The organism is Thioclava litoralis, from assembly GCF_045278885.1.
GTDB classification, from domain to species: Bacteria; Pseudomonadota; Alphaproteobacteria; order Rhodobacterales; family Rhodobacteraceae; genus Thioclava; species Thioclava litoralis.
The window spans coordinates 2,019,687-2,034,345 of the sequence record NZ_CP135443.1 but is presented as its reverse complement, the minus strand read 5'-3'; the positions used below and the strand labels follow the sequence as shown (position 1 = coordinate 2,034,345).

Annotated in this window: 14 protein-coding genes; 2 read left to right on the top strand and 12 right to left on the bottom strand. The window is 60.7% G+C overall.

What is annotated here, in order from left to right:
• Nucleotides 1–14: 14 nt before the first annotated feature.
• On the bottom strand, nucleotides 15–2,159 hold the full coding sequence (scpA, locus tag RPE78_RS10035; RefSeq protein WP_406720473.1) for a methylmalonyl-CoA mutase: 2,145 nt from the start codon (nucleotides 2,157–2,159) through the stop codon (nucleotides 15–17).
• Nucleotides 2,116–3,021, bottom strand: coding sequence for a hypothetical protein (locus tag RPE78_RS10030; RefSeq protein WP_339109339.1), 906 nt, complete (start codon nucleotides 3,019–3,021; stop codon nucleotides 2,116–2,118). The genes scpA and RPE78_RS10030 overlap by 44 nt, the downstream gene beginning before the upstream one ends.
• A 118-nt stretch (nucleotides 3,022–3,139) precedes the next feature.
• Between RPE78_RS10030 and RPE78_RS10025 the strand changes: the two genes are divergently transcribed.
• Nucleotides 3,140–3,718 carry a DUF4174 domain-containing protein gene (locus RPE78_RS10025; RefSeq protein ID WP_406720472.1) on the top strand — a complete coding sequence of 193 codons (579 nt, stop codon included), beginning with the start codon at nucleotides 3,140–3,142 and terminating at the stop codon, nucleotides 3,716–3,718.
• 21 nt (nucleotides 3,719–3,739) lie between these two features.
• Here RPE78_RS10025 and RPE78_RS10020 read toward each other — a convergent pair whose 3' ends face one another.
• From RPE78_RS10020 to RPE78_RS09990, 7 genes are all read right to left on the bottom strand, one after another.
• Nucleotides 3,740–5,743 (bottom strand): acetyl/propionyl/methylcrotonyl-CoA carboxylase subunit alpha, encoded by a 2,004-nt coding sequence (locus RPE78_RS10020; protein ID WP_339109337.1) that lies wholly within the window; start codon nucleotides 5,741–5,743, stop codon nucleotides 3,740–3,742.
• Nucleotides 5,744–5,927: 184 nt separating this feature from the next.
• The gene (locus RPE78_RS10015; RefSeq protein ID WP_339109336.1) at nucleotides 5,928–6,161 is read right to left on the bottom strand and encodes a hypothetical protein; all 234 of its coding nucleotides are present in this window, start codon (nucleotides 6,159–6,161) and stop codon (nucleotides 5,928–5,930) included.
• Nucleotides 6,162–6,540: 379 nt separating this feature from the next.
• Nucleotides 6,541–6,933: a hypothetical protein gene (locus tag RPE78_RS10010; protein WP_339109335.1), complete on the bottom strand. Its 393-nt coding sequence runs from the start codon at nucleotides 6,931–6,933 to the stop codon at nucleotides 6,541–6,543.
• Nucleotides 6,934–7,152: 219 nt separating this feature from the next.
• A complete protein-coding gene (locus RPE78_RS10005) occupies nucleotides 7,153–7,281 on the bottom strand; it encodes a hypothetical protein (protein ID WP_339109334.1) in 129 nt (42 codons plus the stop codon).
• A gap of 196 nt (nucleotides 7,282–7,477) precedes the next feature.
• The gene (locus RPE78_RS10000; protein ID WP_406720471.1) at nucleotides 7,478–7,900 is read right to left on the bottom strand and encodes a DUF6497 family protein; all 423 of its coding nucleotides are present in this window, start codon (nucleotides 7,898–7,900) and stop codon (nucleotides 7,478–7,480) included.
• A gap of 6 nt (nucleotides 7,901–7,906) precedes the next feature.
• Entirely contained in the window at nucleotides 7,907–9,439 is a 1,533-nt protein-coding gene (locus RPE78_RS09995) for an acyl-CoA carboxylase subunit beta (RefSeq protein WP_339109332.1), read from the bottom strand.
• Nucleotides 9,440–9,689: 250 nt separating this feature from the next.
• The gene (locus RPE78_RS09990) at nucleotides 9,690–10,286 is read right to left on the bottom strand and encodes a hypothetical protein (protein ID WP_339109331.1); all 597 of its coding nucleotides are present in this window, start codon (nucleotides 10,284–10,286) and stop codon (nucleotides 9,690–9,692) included.
• A 108-nt stretch (nucleotides 10,287–10,394) separates the two neighbouring features.
• Between RPE78_RS09990 and RPE78_RS09985 the strand changes: the two genes are divergently transcribed.
• Nucleotides 10,395–11,789, top strand: a complete 1,395-nt coding sequence (locus RPE78_RS09985) for a short-chain fatty acyl-CoA regulator family protein (protein WP_339109330.1) — start codon at nucleotides 10,395–10,397, stop codon at nucleotides 11,787–11,789.
• A 90-nt stretch (nucleotides 11,790–11,879) separates the two neighbouring features.
• Here RPE78_RS09985 and RPE78_RS09980 read toward each other — a convergent pair whose 3' ends face one another.
• From RPE78_RS09980 to betA, 3 genes are all read right to left on the bottom strand, one after another.
• Nucleotides 11,880–12,131 carry a YdcH family protein gene (locus RPE78_RS09980; protein ID WP_406720470.1) on the bottom strand — a complete coding sequence of 84 codons (252 nt, stop codon included), beginning with the start codon at nucleotides 12,129–12,131 and terminating at the stop codon, nucleotides 11,880–11,882.
• A gap of 81 nt (nucleotides 12,132–12,212) precedes the next feature.
• Nucleotides 12,213–12,881 (bottom strand): thermonuclease family protein, encoded by a 669-nt coding sequence (locus tag RPE78_RS09975; RefSeq protein WP_406720469.1) that lies wholly within the window; start codon nucleotides 12,879–12,881, stop codon nucleotides 12,213–12,215.
• A gap of 50 nt (nucleotides 12,882–12,931) precedes the next feature.
• The gene (gene betA / locus RPE78_RS09970) at nucleotides 12,932–14,593 is read right to left on the bottom strand and encodes a choline dehydrogenase (RefSeq protein WP_406720468.1); all 1,662 of its coding nucleotides are present in this window, start codon (nucleotides 14,591–14,593) and stop codon (nucleotides 12,932–12,934) included.
• Between the last annotated feature and the right edge of the window lie 66 nt (nucleotides 14,594–14,659).

Sequence of the window (14,659 nt, the reverse complement as noted above, 5' to 3'; positions counted from 1 at the left end):
GCGGCCCTTTTTCGTTAGTCGCGCTGCGCTTCGAGGATCTGCAGGATCTCTTTCGCGGCCGTCGGGATATTGGTGCCCGGACCAAAAATAGCCTTCACACCGGCCTTTTTCAGGAAGTCATAATCCTGATGCGGGATCACGCCGCCGCAGATCACGATGATATCCTCTGCCCCTTTGGCTTTCAGCGCCTCGATCAACTGCGGCGCAAGGGTCTTGTGCCCTGCCGCCTGCGACGAGATGCCCACCACATGGACGTCGTTATCCACCGCATCCTGCGCCGCCTCGTCCGGCGTCTGGAACAGCGGCCCCACATCGACATCGAAACCGATATCGGCAAAGGCGGTCGCGATCACCTTGGCACCACGGTCATGGCCGTCCTGCCCCATCTTGACCACCAGCATACGCGGGCGACGGCCTTCCGCTTCGGCAAAGGCCTCGACATCGCGCTGGATCTGGGCAAAGCCCTCATCCCCCTCATAGGCCGAGCCATAGACCCCTGCCAAAGTCTTCACCTCGGCGCGGTGACGCCCGAATTCCTTCTCCATCGCCATCGAGATCTCCCCTACCGAGGCCCGCGCGCGCGCCGCTTCAACGGCAGCTTCCAGCAGGTTTCCGCCCTCTTTCGCGCGGCGGCCCAATTCGGCCAGCGCAGCCTGACAGGCATCCTCATCACGCTCGGCCCGCATTTTCTCAAGCCGTGCGATTTGCGACAGGCGCACCTTGACGTTGTCGATATCGAGAATGTCGATCGGCTCTTCCTCGGAGAGGCGGTATTTATTGACCCCGACAATCACGTCTTCCCCACGGTCGATCAGCGCCTGACGACGGGCGGCGGTTTCCTCGATCCGCAGCTTGGGCATGCCGGAGGCCACGGCCTTGGTCATGCCGCCCATTTCCTCGACCTCTTCGATCAGCTTCCACGCTTCCTCGATCAGGTTCGCAGTCAGGCTTTCGACATAATAGCTGCCCGCCAGCGGGTCGACGACATTGGTGATGCCGGTTTCTTCCTGCAAGATCAGCTGGGTATTACGTGCAATCCGTGCCGAGAAATCGGTGGGCAGGGCAATCGCCTCGTCCAGCGCGTTGGTGTGCAGCGACTGCGTGCCACCCAAAGCCGCCGCCATCGCCTCATAGGCGGTGCGGATGACGTTGTTATAGGGGTCTTGCTCCTGCAAGGACACGCCCGAGGTCTGGCAATGGGTGCGCAGCATGCTGGACTTGGGGTTCTTCGGCTCGAACTCCGCCATGATCCGCGACCAGAGCGTGCGGGCGGCGCGTAGTTTGGCGGCTTCCATGAAGAAATTCATGCCGATGGCGAAGAAGAACGACAGACGTCCCGCGAATTTATCCACATCCATACCGGCGGCAATCGCGGTGCGCACATATTCACGCCCGTCCGCCAGAGTATAGGCCAACTCCTGCACGAGGTTCGCCCCCGCCTCTTGCATGTGATAGCCGGAAATCGAGATCGAGTTGAATTTCGGCATCTCATTGGCGGTATATTCGATGATATCCGCGATGATCCGCATCGAGGGTTCGGGCGGATAGATATAGGTGTTCCGCACCATGAATTCTTTAAGAATATCGTTCTGGATGGTGCCCGACAGCACGGCGCGGTCATGGCCCTGCTCTTCCCCCACCACGATGAAATTCGCCAGAATCGGGATCACCGCGCCATTCATGGTCATCGAGACGGAGACCTTATCCAGCGGGATGCCGTCAAAGAGGATCTTCATATCCTCGACCGAATCGATGGCCACGCCCGCCTTACCGACATCGCCCACAACGCGGGGGTGGTCGCTGTCATAGCCACGGTGGGTCGCAAGATCGAAGGCCACCGAAATCCCCTGCTGACCCGCAGCCAGAGCGCGACGGTAAAACGCGTTCGATTCCTCGGCCGTCGAGAAGCCCGCATATTGGCGGATCGTCCACGGACGGCCCGCATACATGGTCGCCTTCGGACCACGGGTATAGGGCGCGATCCCCGGCATGGAGCCAAGATGGTCCAGCCCTGCCGTGTCTTCCGCCGTGTAAAGCGGCTTGACCTTGATCCCTTCCAATGTCTCCCAGGTCAGGCTGTCTAACGGCTTGCCACGCAGTTCTTTTGTGGCAAGCTCAGCCCATGCCGCTTGCTTGTCGGCCTCGGTGTTGCTGGTCATCGACCCATCCTTCCTCCGTGAGAGGGATGGCCGAATATCCTCCCGGCGCAGCCCCTCCCGTTTCCATGATTGCCAGATCCCGGTGCCCTTGGCGCAGCCGTTCCAGCTCGTTTTGATAGCGCGCAGTCATCTGACCACGTTGAGCAACGCTAAAAGGCATATAACCGCGACCAAGCTGCCCCTGCACGGCAGCGGCGGCGTTGAAACGCGCAACCGGCACCGTCTGGCCCGGATACAGCGCCGCGCGCGGTGCCAGACGCCGCAGCAGAACCTCGTGCCGACCGGCCATAGCCTCGTGGGTCCAGACATGCGGACGCTTCCCGAAGGCCTGTTCGACGGCCTCGATCACACAAGGCCAGCCACGACCGCTTTGCGCCAGCATCCGCAACCGCTGCGGGTTGACCATTTCGCCGCCCCGCGCCCGCTCAACCGCCAGCATTGATGCCCACCACGCGTCATAGCGCCGGATCCCCATCGCCACGCCCGTCAGATGCGGCCCCAGTACCATTGCGACCCGTTCCAACCTGCCCCGCGCGTCAGGGTAGAGAATTCCGTGCTGAAGACAATGTGGAATAGAACCGATCAGATTTTCTTCGCTGATAATCAGGGTGTGGAAGCCCTGATCTTCCAACAGATCGATTTCCATCCGGATACGTGTCGCAGAGCGTCGTGCCGAAAGGATATCCTGCGCCGAAACCAGATCGGCGCGTTTGATCAGCCCCGCAAACAACCCCGCACGCGTGCGCTCCGGCCCCCAGAAAGCGATGCCCTGACGCGACAATATCTCGGAATTTGCCAGCATCCAGTTCTGAAACGATGTCGTGGCGGTGCGGTGCACCCCCAAATGTAGTATAACGTCCAAGAGAAAGCTCTTTCCGGAAAGCGCGTCTGGCATGATGCCATGACTCCACGCGAGGACCTGCCTCAGCGTCGAATATGCGCCGCGATCTCTGGAAAACTGCTTAACAGGAGGAATTGAATTGTATTTTACCCAAAACTCGGGGAGCGCAGGGGCGCGCGAACAAACTGTTCCATCAAAAGCAACAGTCCTCTCCCCCATCGGAGCCGCATTTTTATTTGCGATATCGGTCGGTTGCTGGGCCTCGGCAGGGCATACACAACCGCAGGGCGACCCCCCTGTTCCAGCGACTGAACCCGCCGAAGGCTTCGCGCCTTTGCCCGCAGATACAGCGAATTTGAATGATTTCGTCTGGAAAAAACGCCCGATCGTGGTTTTTGCCGAAAGCCCGGCCGATCCGTCCTTCGCGGACCAGATGGCCGCACTGGAAGAACGCTGGCCCGAGCTGGCCGCCCGCGACGTGGTGGTGATCACCGATACCGATCCGGCCATGCCAAGCGCCATCCGCCGCAAACTGCGCCCATCGGGATTTTCGCTGGTGATCATTGCCAAGGACGGCACGGTGGCGCTGCGCAAACCGCTGCCCTGGAGCGGGCGTGAAATCATCCGCTCGATCGACAAGATGCCGCTGCGCCGCGAGGAACTCCGTCGCGGCGCAACCGTGCAGGGCAAAGCGCCCCGCACATTTGCCAAGTTATGATCGGCGCGGCCCGTCATGGGGTCATTCGAACTCCATGATGATGTCGTCCACCTTCAGCGACGCCCCGGCCTCGGCATTGATGGATTTCACAACGCCGCGACGCTCTGCCCGCAGGATGTTCTCCATCTTCATCGCCTCGACAGTGGCCAGCGCCTGCCCTTCCTGCACCTCGTCGCCTTCGGCCACGTTGATTTTCACCACCAGACCCGGCATCGGGCAGAGCAGGAATTTCGAGGTATCCGGCGGCAGCTTCTCGGGCATCAGCAGATGCAGCTCGTGTTGGCGCGGTGTTTGCACCAGCACTTTCAGATCCGCACCACGCAGGCGGATGCGATAGCCCATCGAGATCTTGCCGACCTTCAGCACCAGCGGCGCACCATCGATCAGCAGTTCCGCAAGCTGGTCGCCCGGCGTCCAGTCCGAGCTGACGCGATGCATCGTGCCATCGGAGAAGCTGACATCCGCGCCCGCCTTATCCGCCGAGATTTTCACCGGATAGGTCGTGCCCTGCAGGCTCACAACCCAGTCATCGCCCACCAGTCGCTCGTGATTGCCCAGCGTGCCGGAAATGCGCGTGCGCCGGATTTCGGCCACGCGCTCCATTGCCGCTACAGCCGCTGCCACACGCTTGAGCATCTCCGGCCCGAGCTCCACACCGTGGAACCCTTCGGGATATTCCTCGGCGATGAAAGCCGTTGTGATATTGCCCGAGGTAAAGCGCGCATGATCCATCACAGCCGCACAGAACGGCAGGTTATGGCCAATACCCTCGACCTCGAAACGGTCAAGCGCCACGCGCATTTCCTCGATGGCCGCGTCGCGGGTCTCTCCCCATGTGCAGAGCTTGGCGATCATCGGGTCATAGAACATGGAGATCTCGCCGCCCTCATAGACGCCGGTATCGTTGCGCACCACACCGCCGGAGGCGGTCGGGCCTTCGACCGGCGGACGATAGCGGGTCAGACGACCGATCGAGGGCAGGAAGTTGCGATAGGGGTCTTCGGCATAAAGACGGCTTTCCATCGCCCAGCCGTTGATCTTCACGTCGTCCTGGGTGATCGACAGCGGCTCGCCATTGGCGATACGGATCATCTGCTCGACCAGATCGATACCGGTGATCATCTCGGTCACGGGATGCTCCACCTGAAGGCGGGTGTTCATCTCGAGGAAGTAGAAGTTCTTGTTGCCATCGACAATAAACTCTACCGTGCCAGCGCTGGTATAGCCCACCGCCTTGGCCAGAGCGACCGCCTGATCGCCCATCGCCTTACGGGTGGCCGCATCAAGGAAGGGCGAGGGGGCCTCTTCGATCACCTTCTGGTTCCGGCGCTGGATCGAGCATTCACGCTCGTTCAGCCAAACGCCATTGCCATGGGCGTCACACAGAACCTGAATTTCGATATGGCGCGGCTGCGTCACGAATTTCTCGATGAAGATCCGGTCATCCCCGAAGGAATTGGCCGCCTCGTTTTTCGACGACTGGAAACCCTCGCGCGCCTCGGTAGCATTCCATGCAATCCGCATGCCTTTGCCGCCGCCGCCCGCAGAGGCCTTGATCATCACCGGATAGCCGATCTCTTCCGAGATCTTGACCGCCTCATCCGCATCCTCGATCAGCCCCATATAGCCGGGCACGGTGTTCACACCGGCCTCTTGGGCGATCTTTTTCGAGGTGATCTTGTCGCCCATCGCCTCGATGGCTTTCACGGGCGGTCCGATAAAGGCCACACCTGCCGCCTCCAGCGCCTCGGCAAATTTCGCGTTTTCCGACAGGAACCCATAGCCCGGATGCACCGCTTCGGCACCGGTTTTGGCAATCGCCTCCATGATCTTGTCGATCACGATATAGGATTGGTTGGCAGGCGGCGGCCCGATATGCACCGTCTCATCGGCCATCTGCACATGCAGCGCCTGCGCATCGGCATCGGAATAGACGGCCACCGTCTGGATACCCATCTCGCGTGCGGTCTTCATGACGCGGCACGCGATTTCCCCACGGTTGGCAATCAGGATCTTCTTGAACATCGGCTTTCCTCCACTTCCGGTGGAAGCAAGCCCGCGGGCCAGAAGGCTCTAGCCGCGGCTTGCCCTCCCCCCCAATATGTTCATGTTAACGTCCGGAAAAGAAAACGCCACCAAGGCAGAGCGCCCCGATGACGTTTCAATCGGCATACCTTCGGGCAGGCAAAAAGCGCCTGCCTTGCAGATCTTAGTAGCTACGCGAGCAGACACCTGCATCGTCGCACAGCGCGCCTGCGCCTGCGCCAATCGCAGCACCTGCAAGAACGTTGTTGTCGGTTGCGTCGGCAACCAGCGCGCCTGCGCCCGCGCCAACCAATGCGCGACCGCCATCGGTGCTGAGGAAGTTACCATTGCCAGAGTTCTGGCAGCCAGCAAGGGCCGTCGCACCGAGAATCGCGATAAGAAGTGCGGATTTACGCATGAGATTTCTACTCCGTGAGTATTAGTGTTCCTTTGTGAACCTAATACAGCCAGCGGGGAAGAAAAGCGGATTCTTGCACAAGAACGCACGTAACGCATTGCCTCGGCAAGCGTTTGCCGATCCTGCCCGTCCGCAACTGCGGAAGGCGTGAACATGGCGGGGATAATATCCCCGGAAAGATCCGGCCCGGTAAAGGCACTGCGCATAGCGACAGCCCGGAGCCGGCAAGTTCCAACAGGGAGTTCCCTCGCGGGAGAGATGCCGGAGCACCCGAAGGCGGGCCGACAGAAATCAACCTGCGCGCGAAACGCGCGGCTTGCAACCCCATTCACGGGGAAAACAGCAAAGCCTTGCCGATTTCTGTCAAGCCGCATCCGCATCAGTCCCAGTCGTCCTCGTCTTCTTGGTCCCAATCGAACGCGTCGGGATCGGCAAATACCTCGGGGAACGACGCCTCGGCACGGCGACGGTCGATTTTCAGAAGGGCGTCGTAGGATTCGGGATCGAACGGGTCTTCGGCGGCAACCACCTCACGCCCGAACAGCCAGCTCAGGCGGCCGGCGTCCAGATTGCCCCGCTCAAAGGGCTCTTCGCCGAAATGGGTCCACAAAGCGGCCAGAAAGCCTTCATCCGCGCGGCGATCACCGGCGGCACGGTCCTTGAACCGTTCGCGGCGGATGATCTTGGTCGCGCCTTTCTTATTGGCGCGGCGGATGGTGAATTGGAAATCGGTGCTGGGCAAACGCCCGGGAAAACCGCGGTGTTTTAGCATGTGGCGCCTTTCTTCTCCGGAGCAATCCTCTCCGGTTTCGTGTTCGCAGCAGGGCAAGAGCGGGCTCGTGCCATGCTATGGGTCAGTGCCGGACGCAAATGCGCGGGCCTGTTCCTCATAAACACTATTGAAGGCGCTGTCCGTCCCCGTTTTCCGGCAAATGCCGAAAGCACCGGAAAAGGGGGGCAGGCAGGGGAAGGCCCCTGCCCGCCTGCAAGGTCAGAGCTTGCTGTGGTAGACCGGCTCCGTGGTGACGGGCTCTTGCATAACGGGCTGCGGCTCCGGCTTGGGGGCACAGGCTGCCATGAAACCGACAAGACCGAGAGCGAGAATGAGTTTGGTCGACATGTTCTTCTCCTTTTCACGCCGAGGGAACGCATCCGCAACGGAGTGACGATGGCTGGGAAGGAGGCCGTGATATCAGACAGATAATCCTGTGCGATCAGCAACCCCGAGCCGAAGCGGCCCGCGCAAAGCGTAGCAGATTCTATGCGCTTGCCCAGAGGCATCACAATCGCATCATCACTTTCCCGCCGATCAAGCATCAGAACATTTCTTCCACACAGTGAGGAGGCGAAATCGCATAGCCCGCGAAGAGCTGCGTTGCCTCGGGATCGCTATCACCAAAGGCAACAGGACGATCAGAAAGGGAGATGACGATCTGTTGGGGCTGGGGCCCGACAGACGACAGATGCGGCAGCGCAAACTGTTCGCAAAGCGCCTGCATATCCGTCAGAGCGACATCTGGATCTTCCCGCGCCAGATCCGGCGCGAGAAAGAAATGGCGAAGGGTCAGACCATCGGGGCCGCTGGCATCGGTCTGGCTTTGCAGCCATTCCACATGCGCCCCCGAAGGCACGGCGACAACCACGCCACGCGTGACCCCGCCATCGGCCAGCGCGACAGGCCCGACACACAGCATCCCAAGACATACTGCAACAAGCCCGCCGCACCGGAACCGCATCATGCCCTCTTACAACGGAATATTGTCGTGTTTCTTCATGGGCATGCTGCGTTTTTTGGAACGTAGCGACGCGAAGGCACGGGCCACACGGCGGCGAGTAGACCGCGGCTGGATAACCTCGTCGATGAAGCCTTTCTCGGCGGCAACGAACGGGTTGGCGAAACGGTCTTCGTAGTTCTTGACGCGATCGGCAATCTTCTCGGGCTCGCCCAGTTCCGAACGGTAAAGGATCTCGACCGCCCCTTTCGCTCCCATAACGGCGATCTCTGCCGTCGGCCAGGCGTAGTTGAAATCGCCCTTGAGGTGTTTCGAGCTCATCACGTCATAAGCCCCGCCATAGGCCTTACGGGTGATCACCGTCACTTTCGGCACGGTCGCTTCCCCATAAGCGAAGAGCAGCTTCGCGCCATGTTTGATCACGCCGTTATATTCCTGCGAGGTGCCCGGCAGGAAGCCCGGAACATCGACAAAGGTCAGGATCGGAATTTCGAAACAGTCACAGAAACGCACGAAACGCGCCGCCTTGCGCGAACTGTCGATGTCCAGACAGCCCGCCAGCACCATCGGCTGGTTCGCCACCACGCCCACGGTCTGACCTTCCAGACGGATGAAGCCGGTAATGATATTGCCCGCGTAATCCTTCTGGATCTCGTAGAAATCCCCCTCATCCGCGACCTTCAGGATCAGTTCCTTCATGTCATAGGGCATATTGGGGTTGGCAGGGATCAATGTGTCAAGGCTGTCTTCCACCCGCGCCACATCATCGAAGAAGGGCCGCACGGGCGCTTTCTCGCGGTTCGACAGCGGCAGGAAATCAACCAGACGGCGGACTTCGTAAAGCGCCTCGACATCATTCTCGAACGCCCCATCGGCCACCGAGGATTTCTTGGTATGGGTCAGCGCGCCGCCCAGCTCTTCGGCGGTCACCACCTCGTTGGTCACCGTCTTCACCACATCGGGGCCGGTCACGAACATATAAGAGCTGTCCTTCACCATGAAGATGAAGTCGGTCATGGCGGGGCTATAGACCGCGCCACCCGCACAGGGGCCCATGATCACGGAAATCTGCGGGATCACACCCGAGGCCTCGATATTGCGCTGGAACACATCGGCATAGCCCGCAAGCGAGGCGACCCCTTCCTGAATCCGCGCCCCGCCCGAGTCATTGAGCCCGATCACCGGCGCGCCATTCTGCATCGCCATATCCATGATCTTGCAGATCTTCTCGGCATGGGTTTCCGACAGCGAGCCGCCAAAAACGGTAAAGTCCTGGCTGAAAACATAGACCATACGGCCATTGATCGTGCCCCAGCCGGTGACAACGCCATCGCCATAAGGCTTGTCCGACTGCATGTCGAAATCCACACAGCGGTGGGTTTTGAACATGTCGAATTCTTCGAAGGACCCTTCGTCGAGCAAGAGTTCGATCCGCTCCCGCGCGGTCAGCTTGCCCTTTTTGTGCTGTGCTGCAATCCGCCGCTCTCCTCCGCCCATACGGGCCTGTGCGCGACGATCTTCAAGCTCTTGCAGGATATCTCTCATGTGGCTCCCCTCATCCTCGTGGTCACCTTATGCAGCCCCATCACGAGTTGGAAGCAAAAATCAGAAAATTTGCAAAATCTTGGCAAAAGGCATGTTGCGAATTGCAAATAATCTCATTTGACACTTTAAAACAACAAAAATCCTTGCAAACCACAGCCCCCTTGCCCGCGAAAACGCGCAGATGGTCCGTCGCCAGATCGGGCAAGACAATCCGCCCACGACCAAAGGCTTAGCTCTGACGTCACGTCTCTTACTGCAAAGTTTCAATCCAGCGGCGAGTCGCCCCTTGGGGCACCGGCGAAATCTGGTTGCCGCGCTTGAAGGCCTCGCGCTCAAGCGGGATCGCATAGGTCTTCAGCACCAGCGTCTGGGTCAGATAGGCGCGGGTAAACGCCTCCCGCCCGCCCAGACGTTCATATTGGCCCACATGCACCAGCTCATGGGCCAGAACCCAAGGCGCTTCCTTGCGCAGGGCAATCCCGTAGCCAAAGGTAATCGCGAAGGCCCCCTGCGGATGATAGACCTTGGCAAAGGCTTTATCCTCGGGCGGGCGGAACGCCTGCGGCCATGCCAGAACGCGCACCTTTTCAGGATGCGCCACACCGGCACGGCGGGCAAAGCCCATTTCAACGGGGGTCAGCGGGCGCCCCGCAGCCAGAATATGCGCCTCGATCGGGTCCAGTTCACGCATCGCCACCGGCAACAACTGCGCCACCTCGGCCTGCACCTGCGCCGGAGGGTGCGCCACCGCAGCCAGATCCCCTTCGGTCAGCGCAGCCGGTGCACATCCTGCAAGCCCGAACAGCGCAGCAAAACCAAGTGTCTGCAACAAAACCACAATACGCATAAGGCCTCCGACAAAGCTTCTCTCAAATAAGGTCAAAAATGCCGCAAAGGCAATTGACCAAATACAGTTTGCATATGTATCAGCGGGGTTTGCAAAGGAGAGTAGATCATGGCGACTCCAAAACTCTATGCGGGTATCAAGCTGCGGGAGACGCGCACAAGGCTCGGCCTGACGCAAAAGCTCTTTGCCGACCGGCTTGGCGTGTCGCTGCCCTATCTCAACCAGATGGAAAACAACCATCGCCCCGTGTCGGCGCAGGTGGTGCTGGCACTGGCCACGGAATTCGGACTGGATGTGACCGAGCTTTCGGCAGGCGATGCCGAACGGCTGGTCTCAGACATGCGCGAGGCGCTGGCCGATCCGATTTTCTCCGATGCCGCCACGCCGCTGGCCGATATCCGGCTGGCAGCCTCCAATGCCCCTGCCCTTGCGCGCTCCTTCCTCGAACTGCACAGCGCCTATCGCCGGACCCATGAACGGCTGGCCTCGCTGAATGCCGCGCTTGGTCATGATGCCAACACCACCGTGCAGAGCCCTTGGGAAGAGGTGCGCGATTTCTTCCATTACTGTGACAATTACATTGATGCGGTAGACCGCGCAGCCGAACATTTCGCCTGCCCCGATGGACCGCGCGTGGATGCCATTCCACGGGCGATTTCGGCGCTGGAGGCGCGCGGGATCACCGTGCAATTTGCCGATATCACCAGCGTGCGCGAGAAAGACGGGCGGGTGATCACCATCGCCACCCATGCGAAGAAATCCACGCAGGCTTTCCAGCTGATGCATCAGGTCGCGCTGATTACCCAGAACGAACTGCTCGAGGCAACGCTGGATCTGGCCCGCTTCCAGTCCAGCACCGCCCGCGCCATCGCCAAGATCGGTCTGGCCAACTATTTCGCGGGGGCCGCCGTGATGCCCTACAAGCAGTTTCTGGATGCGGCACAGGATAACCGCCATGATCTGGAGATACTGGCAGAGCTATTCGGCGCCTCGATCGAGCAGGTCGCCCACCGGCTGTCAACGCTGCAACGCCCCGGCGCCAAGGGTCTGCCCTTCTTCTTCATGCGGATCGATCAGGCGGGCACCATCACCAAACGCCATTCGGCCACGCGGCTGCAATTCGCCCGCTTCGGCGGCTCCTGCCCGCTATGGATCGCGCATCAGGCCTTTGAAACCCCCACCCGCTTCCTGCGCCAGCTGGCCGAGACCCCCGACGGGGCGCGCTATCTTTGCGTGGCCAAGGATGTTTCGAAACAGGGGGGCAGCTTCCATGCGCCGGTGCGCCGTTATGCGCTCTGTCTGGGCTGCGAGGTCAGCCATGCCAAGGATCTTGTCTATGCCGATGATATGGAGCTGGGCAACCCCCGCGCCTACGAGCCCATCGGCATCTCCTGCCGCATCTGCGAGCGCCGCAACTGCCATCAGAGATCGGTGCCGCCGCTGGAGCGCAAACTGACCGTCGACCTCGACCGTCGCGGCCTGCTGCCCTATGACATCGCCTGACCGGCCATGCGAAAGCCTCCGGCAGGACGCCGGAGGCCAACAAACCTCGCACTGACTAAAAACCGAACCCCTGATACGGTCCAAGAAACCTCAGGCGGCATTGACCTCTTCGGCCAGCGCCCGCGCGATCTGGTCTTTCAACTGGGCCCGTTTCTTACGCAGATCCACCTCGGCCAGAGCCTCCATCGGCTGCAACCCTTCCATCGCGCGCAGGACCTGCTCGTTGACCTCTTCATAATCGTCCATGAGACGCGCGGCATGGGGGTCGCTTGCCTTCAGCTCCCGCAGCTGCACCCGATAGGCAGGAAACTCGACATTCAGGGTATGAAGATGTTCAGACATGTGCGACCTCCGTTCTGTTGGTATCTGCCCCGATACTAACAGCCCCGAGCATGCACCGCTTTGATAAGGATCAAAGCGGACCTATTTCGCCCGCACCCATCCGGCGGAACGCGCCTCTGCCTCCGTGCAGAACCAGCGCTCCCCCTTTGCGGTATCGATCTTGGTCGCGGCATAGGACGCCATGCCCGGCACATGGTACAAATGGCCGTTTTTCGAGATATTTCCCTTGATCTTACAACGGCCTTGCGGGTCGTTCACATGGGCACGGTAATGCGCGGGTGTTTCCACCTGCCCCACCCAGATCCCGCGCTTGGCAATCATCGCGGATTTTTCCTGACTGACATAGGCCGTGGAATATTGCCGATAGGCAAGCGCATAGCCCTGCGCCACCATCTGCGCCCCCAGATCCACACCATGCGCCTCGCATCGGGCAATCAGGCGGCCATAGCGGTCGGCCTGCGTTCCGGTGCAGGCCACCCGCCCTGTGGCCAGCTTGCGCATCTGTGCCGTCGCGTCCTGCCCACACGGCCAGCTTTGGCCGTTGTCACGCAGACAGGTCTGCTTGCTTTCAGGCGCGTCGATTCCATAAATCCGGATCTTGCGGCCTGCGACGTCCAGCGTGTCGCCATCGACCACCCGTGCCTTGCCATACAGGGTCTCGGCATGCGCGGGCGCAGTCACCCCCAGCACAAGACACGCCAAAATCAGAACAGACCATAAACGAAACATGCCCCACATATCGCGGGGCATGGCTGATTTGTCCAGAGATATGGTGGTTACCGCCGCTCATTACCGGCGAATTAACGCTGAGACGTTTCCCAGTCAGGGTGGAACCACGGCGCGACATTCTCGGCAGGCAGACGGCGGCCAAGGATATGATCGGCAATCTTCTCGCCCACCATGATCGACGGCCCGTTGAGGTTGCCATTGGTCACCCGCGGGAAGATCGAGCTATCGGCCACGCGCAGCCCCTCGACCCCGATCACGCGGCCATCGGGGTCAACCACCGCATGGATGTCATCGGCACGCCCCATCCGCGCGGTGCCACAGGGATGATAGGCGCTTTCCGCATGTTCGCGCACGAAATCATCCAGCGCCGCATCCGAGGTCACATCCGAACCGGGCTGGATCTCGCGCGCCACATGACGCGCCATCGAGGGCTGCTCGAAGATCTCGCGCGTCAGACGCAGGGTCTTGCGCCAATCCACCCAGTCCTGATCCTCGGTCATATAGTTGAACAGGATCTTCGGCTTGTCCTTGGCATCGCCCGAGCGCAGCGAGATCCGCCCGCGCGAGGCTGCCCGCATTGGACCCACATGAACCTGGAACCCATGCCCCTCGGCCGAGGCCTTGCCATCATAGCGCACGGCCAGCGGCAGGAAATGGTACTGGATATCGGGATAACGCACGCCCTTATCCGAGCGGATAAACCCGCAGGCCTCGAATTGGTTCGACGCGCCCAGACCGGTCTTGGTGAACAACCACTGCGCCCCAACCCAAGCCTTCCCCCAAAGGTTCCAGTATTTATACAGGGTGATCGGCTCTTTCGCGGCATATTGGAAATAGACCTCAAGGTGGTCTTGCAGGTTGCCACCCACTCCGGGCCGATCCGCCAGAACCTCGATCCCATGCGCGCGCAGATGATCGGCAGGCCCCACGCCCGACAACATCAGGATCTTCGGCGTATTGATGGAACTTGCCGCCACGATCACCTCGGCCCGCGCCACAATCACCTGCTTCTGCCCCGCCTTCTCCACCTCGACGCCAATCGCGCGCTTGCCCTCAAAGACAACCCGCAGCGCCAAAGCCTTCACCACGGCCAGACGGTCCCCGAAGGCCTTCTGACCGGGGCGCAGATAGGCATTGGCCACAGACCAGCGACGGCCCTTGTAAATGGTGGCCTCCATCGGGCCAAAGCCCTCCTGACGCTCGCCATTGTAATCGGCGGTATAGCCATAGCCCGCCTCTTGGCCAGCCTGCACAAAAGCGTCAAACAGCGGGTTCTTGCGCGGGCCACGGCTGACATGCAAGGGCCCCGACTGGCCGCGCCAATCGGCATCCGCACCATCCTGCGCCCCGTGCCACGTCTCCTGCCGTTTGAAATAGGGCAGCACATCGGCATAGTTCCAGCCTTCCGCGCCCTGCTCGGCCCAATGCTCGTAATCACCCGCATGGCCGCGCACATAGACCATCCCGTTGATCGAAGACGACCCCCCGATCACCTTGCCCCGCGGCGTCGCCAAAACACGTCCGCCCAGCCCCGGCTCGGGCTCCGACTGGAAACCCCAATCGTAAATCCCCATATTCATCGGATAGGATAGCGCCCCGGGCATCTGGATGAAGGGACCGGCATCCGACCCCCCATGCTCGATAATCACCACGCGCTTACCGGCCTCGGCCAGACGGTAGGCCAGCGCCGTACCACCCGATCCGGCGCCAATCACAACATAATCAGCTTCCACGCCCATTTTCCATTTGCTCCAAATATCCTCGGGGGGTGAAGGCGCCCTGGCGCCTGAGGGGGCAGA

What these genes read in the sequence shown, in the direction of transcription:
- RPE78_RS09985 (WP_339109330.1), top strand. Translation starts at nt 10,395, where the DNA reads ATGGCGACTCCAAAACTCTATGCGGGTATCAAGCTGCGGGAGACGCGC.
- scpA (WP_406720473.1), bottom strand. Translation starts at nt 2,159, where the DNA reads ATGACCAGCAACACCGAGGCCGACAAGCAAGCGGCATGGGCTGAGCTT.
- RPE78_RS10005 (WP_339109334.1), bottom strand. Translation starts at nt 7,281, where the DNA reads ATGTCGACCAAACTCATTCTCGCTCTCGGTCTTGTCGGTTTCATGGCA.
- RPE78_RS09980 (WP_406720470.1), bottom strand. Translation starts at nt 12,131, where the DNA reads ATGTCTGAACATCTTCATACCCTGAATGTCGAGTTTCCTGCCTATCGG.
- RPE78_RS09975 (WP_406720469.1), bottom strand. Translation starts at nt 12,881, where the DNA reads ATGCCCCGCGATATGTGGGGCATGTTTCGTTTATGGTCTGTTCTGATT.
- RPE78_RS10010 (WP_339109335.1), bottom strand. Translation starts at nt 6,933, where the DNA reads ATGCTAAAACACCGCGGTTTTCCCGGGCGTTTGCCCAGCACCGATTTC.
- RPE78_RS10015 (WP_339109336.1), bottom strand. Translation starts at nt 6,161, where the DNA reads ATGCGTAAATCCGCACTTCTTATCGCGATTCTCGGTGCGACGGCCCTT.
- RPE78_RS09990 (WP_339109331.1), bottom strand. Translation starts at nt 10,286, where the DNA reads ATGCGTATTGTGGTTTTGTTGCAGACACTTGGTTTTGCTGCGCTGTTC.
- RPE78_RS10000 (WP_406720471.1), bottom strand. Translation starts at nt 7,900, where the DNA reads ATGATGCGGTTCCGGTGCGGCGGGCTTGTTGCAGTATGTCTTGGGATG.
- RPE78_RS10020 (WP_339109337.1), bottom strand. Translation starts at nt 5,743, where the DNA reads ATGTTCAAGAAGATCCTGATTGCCAACCGTGGGGAAATCGCGTGCCGC.
- RPE78_RS09995 (WP_339109332.1), bottom strand. Translation starts at nt 9,439, where the DNA reads ATGAGAGATATCCTGCAAGAGCTTGAAGATCGTCGCGCACAGGCCCGT.